Source organism: Flavobacterium wongokense, assembly GCF_021608265.1.
Lineage (GTDB): Bacteria > Bacteroidota > Bacteroidia > Flavobacteriales > Flavobacteriaceae > Flavobacterium > Flavobacterium wongokense.
In genome coordinates this window covers 730,765-746,139 of the sequence record NZ_JAKIHP010000001.1, presented here as the reverse complement: position 1 = coordinate 746,139, position 15,375 = coordinate 730,765, and the positions used below count along the sequence as shown (strand labels likewise).

The window sequence follows — 15,375 nt, the reverse complement described above, 5'->3', positions numbered from 1 at the left end:
ATTATTTTACCAATAAATGTTTGCTGTAAGAAGTATTTCCTGTAGCAATGTTTACGATATATTCTCCTTGAGACACTCCTTTGATAGGCAATGAGAATGTTTCATTATCTGAAACCTCTCTTTTATCAGTCTGAACTGCTCTACCCAACATATCAAAAATAGTGATTGTATAGCTGCCTCCTTTTAGGTTGCTGATGTTGATATAATCACTTGCAGGGTTTGGATAAACATTAAATGTATAAGCTTCGTTTTGGCTTACTGCAAGAGTCGCTAATTCTACCGATTTAGCATTAACAACTTCTCCATTAGACTGATCGATTAATAACACTACAGCATGCATGTTAGCAATATTGCTCGTTGCAGGAACTGTATAATTAAAAGTATAGCTTGATGTTTGTCCATCAGTAATCGTTGAAGGAATTGAGCTATCCTGTCCTGTATAACCACCTAATAAAGCTCTTCCAACATGGTTGTATACCATCTGAGCTGCAGGAACTGGGTTTGGCAATGTTTCATAACCACCCATAGCGCCATTGGCACCAGCTGCATAATAATTGGTCTGTCTGTAACCATTGCTTGTTCCGGTAACGTCATCTTCTGAAATAACCACTCCTAGTCTATAGTCTGCATTTGCAAAAACAGTTCTGAAAGTAGCATCAGCATTAATAGTGATTTGAGAACCATTTACAGCCCCACTAGCATTCAAAGCCACTGGTACAGTTAATGTTTTTCTCGCATTCAAATTGTTAACCATTGTAGTCTGGCTTACGTCAGCACCTTTTACAACACGGTCAACGTTCATTCCAGGGAAACCTGAAAAATCAGCACCACCATCATAATCAGCCAACATCATTGGATCCTGATTGTGAACCGCTACACCAATAAATTCGTTTGGATAAGTTGTGTCCATGTATGCCATTGCAATAGCACCTCTTGGGCACCATCCACACCATGTTCCTGTTCCTTCTTCAAAGAAAACTTTTTTAGGTGAAGCCTGGCTAACGGTATTGAATTTTGCAGCTCCGGTATTATTGGCAGGAACTGGATCTGTGTTTCCATTTACTGCAGTAATGCTTAAAGCTAAGTTTTTCTCTACAACAGAAGAGTACGACACAGTAGTTGTGTGGTTTACTGTACCAGTTGCTCCAACTGCAATGTTTTTAGGAACCGTAACTGTGTGGTCTGTACCATCATTCCAGTTAAGGGTTAGGTTTGTTATCGCGTTGCTTCCTGCATTTTTAACTGTAAAAGTCAAAGTGTTGTTAGAATTCAACAATCCATATCTGTTCAATTTTGCAGATACAAATTGTGCATCATTGGAAGCTAAACTTTTCAATCTAACATTGTCAAGTACCAGATAATATTTATCATAGCAGTTAAAATGCCTGAAACTTACATATACTGTTTCACCAATATGTGAAGTAAGGTTAAAAAATTTATTTGCTAAAGTTCCACTTCCAACAGTAGTTTCATAAACCGGTGTTGAAGCAATGATCGTTGCTGGATCATTTGAAGTAGTAACATAAACAGCATAATGCTCTCCAGGCCAGTCTGTACTGGTGATCTGATCGTAAAGCAAATACACATTTGGATCTGTCACCGCGCTCAAATTAATCGCTGGTGAAGTAACAAGATTGTCAGGAGTTACAGCTGTACTGGTTGCATCGTCATACGAAAATGAAAGTAATGAACCAGCTCCAAAAGCAGCATTGATGGATGATGCGTCAAGTACCGACCATTCCAAGCCATCGTTGTTTAAGTCGGTTGTTGTCCAGCCGTTTAAATCGCCTCCGTTAAAATCTTCTGAGTAGTAAGTGGTTTGTGAAAAACCGAAAAATGAAGTAAATAATAATGTAATTAATAGCGTAATTTTTTTCATGAATAAAAAGTTAGTTTGTTGTTAAATTTTTGGGATTAAAAAAAATAATTGCAATTATACAAAAAAATAATTCTAATTGGTTGCATTAGAATGATTTATTTGAAGTTAATATTTTTTGTAATCACAACAAAAAGTATATATTTGCCTACCAAATTTTGGGGATGTAGCTCAGCTGGTTAGAGTGCTTGCCTGGCAGGCAAGAAGTCGTGGGTTCGAGTCCCATCTTCTCCACAAAAAAACCGAAGTGATTTACTTCGGTTTTTTTATTTTCCAGACTTTAATTCTTCAGCAACTTTCTCCAATTCAGCATACCAATCTTCTCCGAATCTTCTTATTAAAGCTTCCTTGACAAATTTATATACCGGAATTTCAAGCTCCTTTCCGAGCGAACATGCCGGATTGCAAATATCCCAACGATCATAATTTACGGCAGCAAATTCGCTGAAATCCTTTACACGTATCGGATACAAATGGCAGGAAACCGGTTTTTTCCAGTCAATGATTCCCTGATTGTAAGCCTGCTCAATTCCGCAAAGTGCCGTTTTACCATCAAAAATCACATACGCGCAATCCTTATTATCAATCAAAGGCGTTTCCAAATCCTGATCGGTTCCCACAACCCAAACGCCCTGCGCTTCAATAGCTTCAATGCCTTCCTTGCGCAGGAATGGCTTTACCTTTGGATAAATTTCCTCGAGTATCTTGGTTTCCGCTTCCGTTAAAGGTGCGCCTGCATCCCCATCTACACAGCACGCGCCATGGCAAGCAGAAAGATTGCATACAAAATCTTTTTCAAGTATGTCTTCAGAAACGATGGTTTTGCCTAATTGAAACATTTGATATTAAGAGGAGGAAGCCCCGTGGGCTTCAGGTATTTTTAAAATGAATTATTAATTGTCTTTTGCTTTTCAGTGCAAAGGTAAAATCAAAAGCGTTTACAAACGATTAAAAAGCTAATTTTGTAAAAAAAATTAAGAAATGAATTTTGATTTTAGGGAAATTGCAACAGCAACGATGGTACTTTTTGCCGTGATTGACATTGTGGGAAGCATTCCTGTGATTATTGGCCTGAGGTCGAAATTTGGAGAAATCCAATCGGGGAAAGCGGCGCTGGTTTCTGCAATGATTATGATTGCCTTCCTTTTTGTGGGAGAGGAAATATTGAAATTAATTGGCATTGATGCTAATTCGTTTGCGGTTGCAGGTTCGTTTGTGTTATTCTTTTTAGCACTCGAAATGATACTCGGGATTCATTTATATAAAGATGAAAAAGCGACTTCAGCATCCATTGTTCCGATTGCTTTTCCTTTGGTAGCCGGCGCCGGAACCATGACAACCTTACTTTCGCTTCGCGCCGAATTTCAATCGGTAAACATCATTGTTGCGATACTTTTGAATATTATTTTGGTATATCTCGTCTTAAAATCGTCTGCAAAAATTGAAAAAATGCTGGGCGAAAATGGCTTAAGCATTATCCGGAAAGTTTTTGGCGTCGTACTTTTGGCAATCGCTGTTAAATTATTTGCAGCTAATGTTAAAGGTCTATTTGCGTAACATCAAATTTTAGTATTTTTGTCCTCTAAATTTATTTGATGAAAATTTTCACCACTATATTGATTGTTCTTGCTTTTGGACTTGTTGTGTTCAATTTTACTTTGCTTGATTTTGACAAACCCTTTGAAGGCAACAGCATGGCAGCCTTAATCGGAATTGCAGCATCTCTTTGCGCTATCTTCATTCTCGTGATTTTTAGGATGTCTAAAAAAATCGAGGAGAAACTAAAAAAATAAATCGATGTTTGATGTTTTAATAATTGGTGGTGGCGTTTCCGGAATGTCTTGTGCCTTGATTTTGGGCTCAGCCCACAAAAAGGCTTTTGCCCAGGATAAAAAAATCGGCATCATCACACATCAAAAAACATCTTCGCTTCAGGAAGCCATTTTTTATAATGCTTACGGAGTCCCGGCAGGAAAACTCGGTTCAGAGCTACTGACGGAAAGCACCGAACAGCTGCAGGAATTATACCCGCACGTTAGCCAAATTGAAGGCGAAAAAGTCTTGAAAGTCTCAGGGGAATTTCCAAATTTCACCGTTACCACCAATAAAAATTCCTATCACGCAAAAACCATTGTGCTTGCCATTGGTTATTCGAATACATTTGATATTGAAGGCCTGAACCACTATATCGAACCACATAAAAAGGCAATTGCTGAAAAACAGCGCATCCAGCTCAAAAATGAAGACCACAAAGTTTCCGAAGGCATTTATGTGGCAGGAACACTTGCAGGTTGGCGCAGTCAATTGGCTATTGCGGCCGGAAGCGGTGCAGCTGTAGCAACCGATATCCTGACTTTATGGAATAACGGAATTTCCTCCCAAAGCCACGACTCCATTAAAAAGTAGTTTCCTTTTTTAGGCTTTACATTTCGACGGAATGATAATTTTATTATCTTGCTGATCGTTTTGGCAATAATGCTATTTAACTCAATCCAATAGTCATGAAGAAACTGCTCCTGTTTGTAATATTTATTTGTTCCAACGCCATATTTTCACAAAATCAAAAAGTAATCGATACCATTGCTTCCCAAAAGCTGAATGAAGACCGGGAAATTGTTATTGGATTGCCGCCATCATACGAAAAGCATCCCAACCAAAAGTATCCTATCTTATTGTTATTGGATGGTGATTTCCTTTTTGATCCTTTTCAGGGCGCTTTGAGTTATGGCTATTATTGGGATGATTTGCCCGAAGTGATTATTGTCGGCGTAAGCCAAAACAAAAATAATGAGCGCGAAACCGATTGCATGGTCGATGAAACTACAGGGTTGCCTTCGGAAAAAGGAGAACAGTTTTTTGAGTTTTTAGGTATGGAACTAATTCCGTATATCCAGAAAAATTTTAGAACAGCTCCTTTCAAAATGATAGCAGGATTGGACACCACAGCAGGATTCCTGAATTTATATTTATACAAAGACAATCCGGTTTTTGATGCCTACATATCAATGAGCCCTGAACTTCCTGCAGGAATGGAAGAACAACTTCCGGATAGGCTTTCGGCAATTACAAAGCCTCTTTTTTATTATCAGTCTTCGGCTGATGGAGATGTTAAGAAAATGCGTAACCGTATCATAGCCCTTGATGCCGCTGCCAATAAAATCAAGAAGGAAACCCTCAATTACAGATTTGACGATTTCAAGGGAGCTTCGCATTATTCGTTGGTGCTGAATTCCATTCCGAGTGCGTTATATCAGATATTTTCAGTCTATCAGCCTATTTCAACGGTAGAGTTTAATGAAAAAATTGCTCCGTTAACTTCGGGATATGTTGATTACCTGACTAAAAAATACGACGTTATCGAAAAAGCGTTTGCTTTAAAACTCCCAATCCGTTTGAATGATTTTAAAGCCATTGAAGCTGCAATCCTTAAGAACAAGGCTTATGATGAATTCGATAAACTGGCACAATTAGCCCGAAAAAACTATCCGAAATCAATGCTGGCTGATTATGAACTAGGCCAAATGTGGGAGAAAAAAGGCGATAATGCCAAAGCGGTAAAATCCTATTTATCAGCTTTTCAACGTGAAGAAATTGGAGATTTGACCAAAGATATGATGATTGAAAGAGCCGATGAATTGAAAAAATCATTGCCTAAAAAAGGGAAAAATGGTAAACCAGGAAAAGAGGAACCTGTCGTAGAAGAAGCTACGCCAACAGATGCTCCGGTTGAAACCACACCAACAGATACTCCGGCAACGGATACCCCAACAGAAGAGAAAAAACAAGAATAATGTCCAAACTCAAAACGACTTTTTTTTGTCAAAATTGCGGTGCTCAATATGCCAGATGGCAGGGACAATGCAATTCTTGCAAAGAATGGAATACCATTGCCGAAGAAATTATTCAGAAAGAAGAAAAAACAAGCTGGAAACCTTCAAATACAGAATCTAAAAGAGTTTCCAAACCCTTAAAAATAAAGGAAATCGATTCGACCCAGGAAGTACGTATGGATACTACCGATGGCGAATTGAACCGCGTACTTGGTGGCGGAATCGTTCCGGGTTCACTAATACTTTTAGGAGGCGAACCAGGAATTGGAAAAAGCACCTTGTTGCTCCAGATTTCTTTGAAACTTCCTTATAAAACCTTATATGTTTCGGGAGAGGAAAGCCAGAAGCAAATCAAGATGCGCGCAGAACGCATTAATCCCAACAGCGATAATTGCTATATTCTGACCGAAACCAAAACCCAAAATATTTTTCGTCATATTGTAGAAACCGAACCCGATATTGTCATTATCGACTCAATCCAAACCTTGCATACGGACTATATTGAATCAACAGCCGGAAGCATTTCCCAGATTAGGGAAACAACTGCGGAGTTGATAAAGTTTGCCAAGGAAACCAATATTCCGGTCATTTTGATTGGGCACATTACCAAAGACGGAAACATCGCAGGACCAAAAATTTTGGAGCACATGGTGGATACCGTTTTGCAATTTGAAGGCGATAGGAATCATGTCTACCGAATTTTGCGTTCGCTTAAAAACCGTTTTGGCTCTACAGCCGAATTGGGTATTTACGAAATGCAGGGTTCAGGCTTACGCGAAGTTTCCAATCCTTCGGAAATATTGATTTCGCATCGCGAAGAAGAATTATCAGGAACTGCAATTGCATCAACATTGGAAGGAATGCGGCCTTTGATGATAGAAATCCAGGCGTTGGTTTCAACCGCAGTTTATGGAACGCCACAACGAAGCACTACCGGTTATAACGCCAAAAGACTGAATATGATTTTGGCTGTTTTGGAAAAACGAGCCGGTTTCCGCCTTGGGACAAAAGACGTTTTCCTGAATGTTACGGGCGGAATCTCCGTAGATGACCCGGCGATTGACCTGGCAGTTGTAGCTTCGATTTTGTCTTCCAACGAAGATATCGCAGTAGGAAAGGATGTATGCTTTGCCGGTGAAGTAGGGCTTTCGGGGGAAATACGGCCTGTAAACCGTGTGGAACAGCGCATTCAGGAAGCAGAGAAATTGGGTTTTTCCACAATTTTTGTATCCAAATACAACAAGATTTCAGCAAAATTTCCGGGAATAAAAGTCGTATTGGTTTCCAAAATTGAAGAAGTGGTTGAACAATTGTTCGGCTAATCCTATAAATTATTCTTTAAATTATATAAATGTAAAACCTGTCGCTCTCCTTACATTTGGTTAGGACAATAAAAATAGGAAAGCGATCCAGGTAAATAATAACGGACTATTTATGAAAACAAAATTCCTTTTATTTATCATTTTCCCGCTTTTATTTTCTTGTTCTGAAAATCATTTTCATCAGTTTGATAAGTTGCCTGAAGAACAGCGTTGGTTGTCTTCAGACATAAAAACATACGAATTCGACATTGAAAATGAAGCCCAATTCTACAACATCGTTTTTGAATTTAGCCATGTTTATGACTATCAGTTCGAAAGCATTCCCCTAAATGTAACCATACAAAGCCCTGATGGTAAAACAGAGCAAATAGCCATTGATTTAAAAATCAAAGACGAATCCGGAAAGCAACTTGCAGATTGTTCGGGTGATGTTTGTGATTTATTTTATAAAATCAAGGAAAGGACGAAACTCCAAAAAGGGGAATATAAAATCACGGTTTCCCATAGTTTTAAAGGACCGTTTCTTCCAAACGTCATTGGCGTTGGGCTCGCAGTTCAAAACGTGAAATAAAATGAAGAAAAGGAAACAGACAGGCATGCTCATCCTAAAAATCTGCGGCGCAGCTGTGCTGTTGGGATTGGTATTGCTTTTTTCTTTCCGGAACTCGTTGTTAAATACCGTAATCCAGCGTGTTGATGCGAAACTTGAAAAAGACTATCAATGCAATGTGGCGATACAAAAAGCGGCATTCCACGGACTGACCAATGTAGAATTCCAACAAATCACATTGGTTCCCCAAAAGGCAGATACACTGGTTCGTATAGACGAATTGAAAACGAGCGTAAGCTTTTGGAAACTTTTGGTTGGAGACATTCAGTTAGGAAAATTGGAAATCAATAAAGGATTTATCCAATTAGTAAAAAACGGCAAGCACAGCAATTATGAAGCCTTCCTAAAATCCAAAAAAGACACCACCAGCACCGACGAAGTTAATTATGCCAAGCTTTTGAACCGGGTTTCTTCGCGATTAATGGATTTGGTTCCAACGGATATGCAGGTTAAGGGATTTGCGCTAAAAATCAATGACAATGGGAATAAGGTTGTTTTTGATTTTAATGAATTGGCTTTGGCCGAAAAGAAATTAAAGACTACGATTCAGGTTACTTCCGATAAATTTTCGCAACAATGGAGCATCAACGGTTTTGCCGATCCAAGAGACCGAAAAGCCGATTTGACTTTTGCCAATACCAAAGGTGATACCATTAAACTTCCCTACATTGACAAAAAATTCAACCTGAAAACAGGCTTTAAATCCATTCATTTCAACTTAGAGAATCTGGCAATGGATAATGGAGAGCTGCATATTGATGGCTATTCTTCTATCGATAATTTATTCATCAACAATCCAAAAATAGCCAGTAAGGATGTCATCATCAAAAATGCGCGTTTTGATTACCGCTGGATTGTTGGAAAACGATTCATCGCTTTGGACAGCACTTCCACAATACAGCTCAACAATATCAAATGCCAGCCTTTTGTATCATACACCAATGATGAGGACAAGATTTATGCATTAAAACTAAATATCCCCAAAATGAAGGCACAGGATTTCATTTCTTCGCTGCCAACAGGGTTATTCCGTCATTTTGAAGGTATGGAAGCACAGGGAAGTTTTAGCTATTCGTTAAACTTTAAATACAATAACCACAAACCGAATAATGTGGTTTTTGACAGTAGTTTAAAACCGGAAGGAATCAAAATCACCAAATATGGTGAGGCCGATCTGAACAAAATCAATAGTCCGTTTACCTATCGTGCCATTGACAAAGGAGTTTTGCAGCGCCCAATTTATGTGGGCTCAGGGAATTGGAATTACACGCCTTTAACCAGCATGTCTCCCTACCTGACAAAATGTGTCCTCACTAGTGAAGATCCGTCTTTTATGACGCATCGCGGATTTATCAATGCGGCATTTAAGGAATCGATTTCCAAAAATATCAGAACCAAAAAGTTTGCACGAGGCGCCAGTACGATAAGCATGCAATTGGTAAAAAACGTTTTCCTGACCCGCGAAAAAACACTCTCGAGAAAGCTTGAGGAAATCCTGTTGGTATATGTTTTGGAAAACAACCGAATCGCTTCGAAGCAACGTATGCTTGAGGTGTATTTCAACATTATTGAATGGGGTCCAAATATTTACGGAATTGCAGAAGCCTCGCAGTTTTATTTCCAGAAAAAGCCTTGGGATCTTAACATCAACCAGTGTTTGTTCCTGGCGCAGATTATCCCGAATCCGAAAGGCTTTATGGCAAAATTTGATTCAAATAACCGATTGAAACCCGGACCGAAACAAACCGAAAGGTTTTTGGTGAACCTAATGTTCAAACGCAATCTGATCACATCGAATGACACTATAGGGAATTTTCCTTTGTACATCTCAGGACCGGCAAAATATTATCTGAAACAAAAACCGACAATTTCAGATTCCAATACCAATTCGATTGAGGAATTTGAATTCTAATGAAACCAACGGCAGAAATAATCCAGAAAATAGAAACCTTTCATGAGTTAGGCGAAACGATAGCAGCAGCAAATTACCTTATAGAGGTTTATGGCATCAGGCATCCGAATTTCAGCGCATTTGAACTGCGGGAAAAGGCAAAACCCGATTATGTGCTGATGACGACGGAAGGGACTTTCGGGCAGCCTCAAATCATTAGGATTCCTGAAAATACTTTCGAATTTGAATTGGGTTTAATGCTCAACCTGATTGCCCATGAGATGATTCACGTAGGTCAAAAAGTGGAACTCAATCAGTATCCTGATAAAAATGAACGCGAATGGCAGGCTTATTACGAAATGCTGTTTCACAAAACCTATCCACAGGTTCCTGATGTAAAAAACCATCAGGTACAATTTTTTGCAGGAAAGGCTTTTGAATATTATAACCGAATGGAAAAAGACGGAGCATTGCAACAAAAATACGCAGCGCAAAAGACAGAAGTGGAACAATTGCTTTCGTCTCTGGAGTTATGAATCAGTTCCTTTTAACTGTCTATAAATTAATTGTTTTCGATTTTATTTGTTAAATTTACACAACCAAAAAAATTAATGCTATGAAAAAATTCTTACTTGTCATGTTGTTTTTTGCCTTTGTGGCAAATGCTCAAACGGTTGCTTTATCAAGCTTTGCTACAGGATTTACTTCTGCTGTCGAAATAACCCATCCAGTTGGAGATTCCCGTCTTTTTGTAGTGCAGCAAGGCGGAATAATTAAAATTGTAAATACCGCAGGAGTCGTAAATGCAACGCCATTTATAACGTTGACTTCGCTAATTTCTACAGGTAGCGAAAGAGGTTTGTTGGGTTTGGCTTTCCATCCAAATTATGCTTCTAACGGTTATTTTTATGTGAACTATACACGTTCGGGTGACGGTGCAACAGTAATTGCCCGATATAGCGTTTCTGCAAATCCGGATATTGCCAATACTACAGGAACTATTTTACTGACCATCGCGCAGCCTTTTTCCAACCATAATGGAGGAACCTTAAAATTTGGCCCTGATGGTTATTTATACATTGGAATGGGTGATGGAGGAGACGGAGGAGATCCTGGAGACCGTGCTCAAAACATAAATGAAAATTTAGGTAAAATGCTAAGGATTGATGTTGACTCGGCATCACCTTATGGAATCCCGCCTACCAATCCTTATGTTGGTGTTGCGGGGAATGATGAAATTTGGGCAAGAGGTGTACGTAATCCATGGAAATTTTCCTTTAATCGTTTGAATGGAGATTTGTGGATTGCGGACGTAGGACAAAGTGCGGCTGAGGAAATCAATAAAATTCCAAGCCCATTGCCCAATACAGGGTTGAATTTTGGATGGCGTTGTTACGAAGGGAATCTTACCTATGATACTTCTTCCGGGAACTGTCCTCCTTATGCTTCAACCGTTCCGCCGGTTACCCAATATGGCCATGGTTCCGGCAGATGTTCTATTACAGGAGGTTATTTTTACACGGGTTCTTTGTATCCAAATTTTGCCAATAAATATTTCTTCGCCGATTATTGTAGTGCAGAAATTGCCTATATAACAGGAACTTCAAGTACCATTACCTGGGCTTTAAATCCGGCGGGTTCGTTGACCACTTTTGGGGAAGATATGAATGGCGAGTTGTATGCTGCCATAAGCGGTACGATTTACAAAATATACGATTCTTCTCTTGGCTTGAATGAATTTAACCGAAATGGGTTGAGTTTTTATCCAAATCCGGCGAAGACCGAAATCTTTCTTAAAAGCACTACTGATGTAACACTTTCTCAAGTGACTATTTATGATTTGACTGGGAAATTATTGCTGACCAAAGCGCTTGAAAGTAATGCTCCATCGGTAAACATTGCGTCTTTGTCAAGTGGAATGTACTTAATTGCTGTTGCCGATTCGACAGGAAATAAATACCAGTCTAAATTGGTCGTAGAATAAATTAAGGAGCAGGATTCGGAATCAATTCCTGGATTTTATTAATATCTGAAATAACTTTAGGAGACAAAATGGTGTCAAATGCCGCAATGTTTTCCTGAAGTTGTTCCATTGTTGTAGCGCCGACAATTGTTGCGGTTACAAAATCCTGTTGGTTTACGAATGCCAAAGCCATTTGGGTCAAAGTCATCCCGTTGGATTCTGCTAATTCCTTGTACAATTTTGTGGCTTTAAAGCAATTCTCGTTAGAATATCTTGTAAACTGCGGAAACAATCCCAAACGCGATGTGGGTTGGATTCCGTTCAAATGTTTTCCGGTCAAAAAGCTGAATGCCAAAGGAGAATACGCCAATAGCCCAACGTTTTCACGCAGACCTATTTCGGATAATCCAATTTCATATAATCGGTTTAATAATGAAAATGGATTTTGGATGGTGACAATTCGCGGAAGATTGTGTTTTTCGCTTTCGCTGATGAATTTCATTACGCCATACGGATTTTCATTGGAAACCCCGATATGCTTGATTTTACCTTCTTTTATCAAACCATCGTAAATGCTCAATACTTCAAAGAAATTTTCCTTCCATTGTGTATCAATTTTGGAAACTCCACGCTGGCCAAACATATTCATTACACGTTCGGGCCAATGCATTTGGTACAAATCGATATAATCAGTCTGAAGATTCTTTAAGCTCAGGTTTACCGCTTCGTGAATATTCCTTTTTGAAAAATCAAGAGGGTTTCTGATATAGCCCATGCCTCGGTTTGGACCGGCAATTTTTGTCGCCACAACCAAATCATCTCTTTTCCCCGATTTTTTCAGCCAGCTTCCTATGTATCTTTCGGTTGCTCCAAGCGTTGCTTCACGAGCTGCAATCGGATACATTTCGGCAGTATCAATGAAATTCACTCCTTTTTCGACCGCAAAATCCAATTGGGAATGGGCATCACTTTCGGAATTTTGTTCCCCAAAAGTCATGGTTCCAAGGCAAACTTTACTGACTTTGATATCAGTATTCGGTAAAAAGGTGTAATTCATTTTGGGTTAGCTCAACAAATTGGTCACTAATGAAGGCCATATTCCGATTACAATATTTAGCAAAATTGCTAAAACAGCTACAGCAGTATATACAAAAGGAACTGCTGGTTTCTCACTCGTAGCTTCTTTAGTATACATCGCCAAAATCAATTTGAAATAATAACCAACACTGATGATGGAGTTGATTACAGCGGCAATAACCACAATTAAATGACCTGCTTTTATTGTATTGGCAAATAGCATAAACTTAGCAAAGAATCCAGAGAAAATAGGAATTCCGGCCATCGATAATAATGAAGCTGTTAAGATTGCGGCCAATAACGGATTGGTTTTTCCAAGACCATTAAAGTTGGAGATGTCTTCGTTGTCTTTGTCTTTCGTAATAAAAATAATCACGGCAAAGGAAGCGATTCCTGCTAAAGCATAAGCCGCGGTATAATACAGTAATGTTGTAGCTGCCGTTGATAAACTCAACAACGCCATAACCATAAATCCGGCATGTGAAATACCCGAAAAAGCCAACATTCTTTTTACGTTCTTTTGACGCAAAGCCATTATATTTCCAACAGTCATTGAAAGGATAGAAATAATAACAATCAATATTTCAACTTTAGGAGATAAGGTTGGCATTAAATCATTTAATAGCTTATAAAGAGTAGCCATGGCAACAACTTTTGCCAAAGTACTCATGGTTGCTGTGGTCATTGATGGAGAACCTTCGTAAACATCCGGAGCCCAAAAATGGAAAGGAGCAGCAGCAATTTTGAATAACATTCCAATAACGATTAATGCAACTCCGATAGGAAACCAAACCGGCATTCCCAAACCTTGTGATAAATCGTGGATTTCAGCCATATCAAAATAGCCTGTAGCGCCATACACCAAACAAATTCCGAATAAGATTATACCCGATGCAAATGAACCCATAAGGAAATATTTCATTCCGGCTTCGTTGCTTTTAATGTCCAGTCTTCGGCTTGCCGCCAAAATATAAAGCGAGATGGAAAGCACTTCAATACCTAAGAAAAACATTGATAAGTTCCCAAACGAAACCATAGCAACTGAACCGGCTAAAAGGAAAATCTTTATAGAAATGAAATCGGAAATCTTGGTAGGATGGTCTTTATAGAAGTCGCCACTCAAAGCGACTAAAAATATGGTAAGGATAATAAACAAACTTGAGAATGCTACCGAAAATTTATTTACAACAATCATATTGTTGTAGAAGGAAGCTGGTGTTTCAAACTCAGAAATGGTAAGCCCAAGAATTGCTAAAAGTCCCAATGCTGCAACCGGAACAAGTAGTTTTCTTAAATTAAAGATTTCAGCGATAAGGCAAAAAACACCTAAACCTGATATGGCAATTAATGTATTCATTTTTGGACTAGCTATTAATGTTTGATAAAATTTCATTTAAACTCGGCGTAATCAAATCCACAATCGGTTTTGGATACAATCCGAAGAATAATAAAAAGGCTATGATGACAACGAATGTAATTGCTTCGTTGCTGGTAACTTCTGCAAAAACTTTAGCATTGGTTTCACCCAGCATGCTGTTCTGGAACATTTTCAGCATATAATAAGCCCCTAAAATAATGGTCGTTCCACCCAATATTGCAAACCATACATTCACTTGGCTTAAACTGTACAAAACGGTAAACTCCCCAACAAAGTTGAATGTTCCCGGCAATGCTACAGATGCTAAAACCAAAATCATGAACATCGATGTGAACTTAGGTGTCTGTGTACGGATTCCGCCCATTTCGTCAATTTTGCGGGTTTCATATCTTCTGAAAATAATTTCGGCAGCAAAGAACAATCCAACAATCACAAAACCGTGAGCGATCATTTGTAAAACCGCACCGCTTAATCCGTCAAGGGTTAACGTATAGCAACCAGCAGCGATTAAACCAACGTGCGCTAACGATGAATACGCCAATAATTTTTTCAAATCCTTTTGACGCAATGCAACGATGGAACCATAAATAACTCCGGCAATGCTCAATCCGATTAAGACCGGCATATAGGTTTTTGCTGCGTCAGGTGCGATTGGCAGCTGCCAACGGATAACGCTGTACAATCCCATTTTAAGCATGATTCCCGATAAAAGCATCGTTCCCACGGTTGGTGCTTTTTGGTATACTTTTGCCTGCCACGTATGGAAAGGAATAATCGGAATTTTAATGGCATACGCTAAGAAGAATGCGAAGAAAACCCAGCATTGCTCAGAAGCCGTTAAATCTAATTTGTATAAATCCTCTAAAAGGAAACTGTCTGCTTTTGAATATAAATATGCGAAGGCAATCAGCATGAATAAGGAACCTCCAAGTGTGTAAATGAAGAATTTCAAGACCGCTTTTTTGCGTTTTTCAGCATCACCATTACCCCAAATCAATGCGATGAAATAAATCGGAATCAAAGCTAATTCCCAGAAAACATAGTACAATAAACCATCAGCAGCAAGGAAAGTTCCTGTCATTGCAAACGACATGAACATCACTAAGGCATAGAAATTTTTACTGTTGTTGAATGAATTTCCAAATGAGGAGAAGATAATCAATGGCGTTAATGCTGTGGTCAATAAAACCATTGCCATGGCAAGTCCGTCGGCTTTGAATGCCAGTGCAACTTTTGGAATGTCAATCCAGTTTGCAATAAAACTGATATTTCCGCCATTGCAATAGGTTGAAAGCAGGCTCAACGACAGGCCAAATGCACCCAAACTGAAAACCAGCGCCACTTTTGAAGCTAATTTATCTCCGGAAAAATAGGTGGCAATCGCACCAACGAGAAGTAAAATTAATATAGTAGTTACATCCATTATGT

General features: G+C 38.9%; 14 protein-coding genes and 1 tRNA gene. 10 read left to right on the top strand and 5 right to left on the bottom strand.

Going from position 1 to position 15,375, the window contains the following annotated elements; genetic code table 11:
- Position 1: 1 nt before the first annotated feature.
- Complete coding sequence (locus L1S31_RS03085; protein WP_236461971.1) at positions 2-1,879, bottom strand: T9SS type A sorting domain-containing protein; 1,878 nt, start codon at positions 1,877-1,879, stop codon at positions 2-4.
- Positions 1,880-2,036: 157 nt separating this feature from the next.
- Here L1S31_RS03085 and L1S31_RS03080 point away from each other — a divergent pair.
- Positions 2,037-2,110 (top strand) — tRNA-Ala (locus tag L1S31_RS03080).
- Positions 2,111-2,142: 32 nt separating this feature from the next.
- Here the strand turns inward: L1S31_RS03080 and L1S31_RS03075 are convergent.
- On the bottom strand, positions 2,143-2,715 hold the full coding sequence (locus tag L1S31_RS03075) for a DUF3109 family protein (protein ID WP_236461969.1): 573 nt from the start codon (positions 2,713-2,715) through the stop codon (positions 2,143-2,145).
- A gap of 142 nt (positions 2,716-2,857) precedes the next feature.
- On the opposite strand from L1S31_RS03075, the gene L1S31_RS03070 reads away from it, so the two are divergent.
- From L1S31_RS03070 to L1S31_RS03030, 9 genes are all read left to right on the top strand, one after another.
- A complete protein-coding gene (locus L1S31_RS03070) occupies positions 2,858-3,433 on the top strand; it encodes a MarC family protein (RefSeq protein ID WP_236461967.1) in 576 nt (191 codons plus the stop codon).
- A 38-nt stretch (positions 3,434-3,471) separates the two neighbouring features.
- Positions 3,472-3,669: a hypothetical protein gene (locus L1S31_RS03065; RefSeq protein ID WP_236461965.1), complete on the top strand. Its 198-nt coding sequence runs from the start codon at positions 3,472-3,474 to the stop codon at positions 3,667-3,669.
- 4 nt (positions 3,670-3,673) lie between these two features.
- Positions 3,674-4,282 carry an FAD-dependent oxidoreductase gene (locus tag L1S31_RS03060; protein ID WP_236461962.1) on the top strand — a complete coding sequence of 203 codons (609 nt, stop codon included), beginning with the start codon at positions 3,674-3,676 and terminating at the stop codon, positions 4,280-4,282.
- Between the two features lie 95 nt (positions 4,283-4,377).
- On the top strand, positions 4,378-5,667 hold the full coding sequence (locus tag L1S31_RS03055; protein ID WP_236461959.1) for an alpha/beta hydrolase-fold protein: 1,290 nt from the start codon (positions 4,378-4,380) through the stop codon (positions 5,665-5,667).
- A complete protein-coding gene (radA, locus tag L1S31_RS03050) occupies positions 5,667-7,028 on the top strand; it encodes a DNA repair protein RadA (RefSeq protein ID WP_236461957.1) in 1,362 nt (453 codons plus the stop codon). The genes L1S31_RS03055 and radA overlap by 1 nt, the downstream gene beginning before the upstream one ends.
- A 112-nt stretch (positions 7,029-7,140) precedes the next feature.
- Complete coding sequence (locus tag L1S31_RS03045; RefSeq protein WP_236461954.1) at positions 7,141-7,599, top strand: gliding motility lipoprotein GldH family protein; 459 nt, start codon at positions 7,141-7,143, stop codon at positions 7,597-7,599.
- 1 nt (position 7,600) lies between these two features.
- Positions 7,601-9,550 carry a transglycosylase domain-containing protein gene (locus tag L1S31_RS03040; RefSeq protein WP_236461952.1) on the top strand — a complete coding sequence of 650 codons (1,950 nt, stop codon included), beginning with the start codon at positions 7,601-7,603 and terminating at the stop codon, positions 9,548-9,550.
- Entirely contained in the window at positions 9,550-10,065 is a 516-nt protein-coding gene (locus L1S31_RS03035; RefSeq protein WP_236461949.1) for a hypothetical protein, read from the top strand. The genes L1S31_RS03040 and L1S31_RS03035 overlap by 1 nt, the downstream gene beginning before the upstream one ends.
- An 80-nt stretch (positions 10,066-10,145) precedes the next feature.
- Positions 10,146-11,513: a PQQ-dependent sugar dehydrogenase gene (locus L1S31_RS03030; RefSeq protein ID WP_236461948.1), complete on the top strand. Its 1,368-nt coding sequence runs from the start codon at positions 10,146-10,148 to the stop codon at positions 11,511-11,513.
- A 1-nt stretch (position 11,514) separates the two neighbouring features.
- Here the strand turns inward: L1S31_RS03030 and L1S31_RS03025 are convergent, their stop codons facing one another.
- From L1S31_RS03025 to L1S31_RS03015, 3 genes are read right to left on the bottom strand one after another with little or no spacing between them, the layout of a single operon-like run.
- A complete protein-coding gene (locus L1S31_RS03025; RefSeq protein WP_236461945.1) occupies positions 11,515-12,549 on the bottom strand; it encodes an aldo/keto reductase in 1,035 nt (344 codons plus the stop codon).
- 6 nt (positions 12,550-12,555) lie between these two features.
- Positions 12,556-13,926 carry an NADH-quinone oxidoreductase subunit N gene (locus L1S31_RS03020; RefSeq protein WP_236461941.1) on the bottom strand — a complete coding sequence of 457 codons (1,371 nt, stop codon included), beginning with the start codon at positions 13,924-13,926 and terminating at the stop codon, positions 12,556-12,558.
- 7 nt (positions 13,927-13,933) lie between these two features.
- Positions 13,934-15,370 carry a complex I subunit 4 family protein gene (locus tag L1S31_RS03015; protein ID WP_236461937.1) on the bottom strand — a complete coding sequence of 479 codons (1,437 nt, stop codon included), beginning with the start codon at positions 15,368-15,370 and terminating at the stop codon, positions 13,934-13,936.
- Positions 15,371-15,375 lie beyond the last annotated feature (5 nt).

Coding starts and splice junctions, on each gene's coding strand:
- L1S31_RS03015 (WP_236461937.1), bottom strand. CDS start 15,370: ATGGATGTAACTACTATATTAATTTTACTTCTCGTTGGTGCGATTGCC.
- L1S31_RS03025 (WP_236461945.1), bottom strand. CDS start 12,549: ATGAATTACACCTTTTTACCGAATACTGATATCAAAGTCAGTAAAGTT.
- L1S31_RS03045 (WP_236461954.1), top strand. CDS start 7,141: ATGAAAACAAAATTCCTTTTATTTATCATTTTCCCGCTTTTATTTTCT.
- L1S31_RS03085 (WP_236461971.1), bottom strand. CDS start 1,879: ATGAAAAAAATTACGCTATTAATTACATTATTATTTACTTCATTTTTC.
- L1S31_RS03030 (WP_236461948.1), top strand. CDS start 10,146: ATGAAAAAATTCTTACTTGTCATGTTGTTTTTTGCCTTTGTGGCAAAT.
- L1S31_RS03070 (WP_236461967.1), top strand. CDS start 2,858: ATGAATTTTGATTTTAGGGAAATTGCAACAGCAACGATGGTACTTTTT.
- L1S31_RS03020 (WP_236461941.1), bottom strand. CDS start 13,926: ATGAATACATTAATTGCCATATCAGGTTTAGGTGTTTTTTGCCTTATC.
- L1S31_RS03040 (WP_236461952.1), top strand. CDS start 7,601: ATGAAGAAAAGGAAACAGACAGGCATGCTCATCCTAAAAATCTGCGGC.
- L1S31_RS03055 (WP_236461959.1), top strand. CDS start 4,378: ATGAAGAAACTGCTCCTGTTTGTAATATTTATTTGTTCCAACGCCATA.
- L1S31_RS03060 (WP_236461962.1), top strand. CDS start 3,674: ATGTTTGATGTTTTAATAATTGGTGGTGGCGTTTCCGGAATGTCTTGT.
- L1S31_RS03075 (WP_236461969.1), bottom strand. CDS start 2,715: ATGTTTCAATTAGGCAAAACCATCGTTTCTGAAGACATACTTGAAAAA.
- radA (WP_236461957.1), top strand. CDS start 5,667: ATGTCCAAACTCAAAACGACTTTTTTTTGTCAAAATTGCGGTGCTCAA.
- L1S31_RS03035 (WP_236461949.1), top strand. CDS start 9,550: ATGAAACCAACGGCAGAAATAATCCAGAAAATAGAAACCTTTCATGAG.
- L1S31_RS03065 (WP_236461965.1), top strand. CDS start 3,472: ATGAAAATTTTCACCACTATATTGATTGTTCTTGCTTTTGGACTTGTT.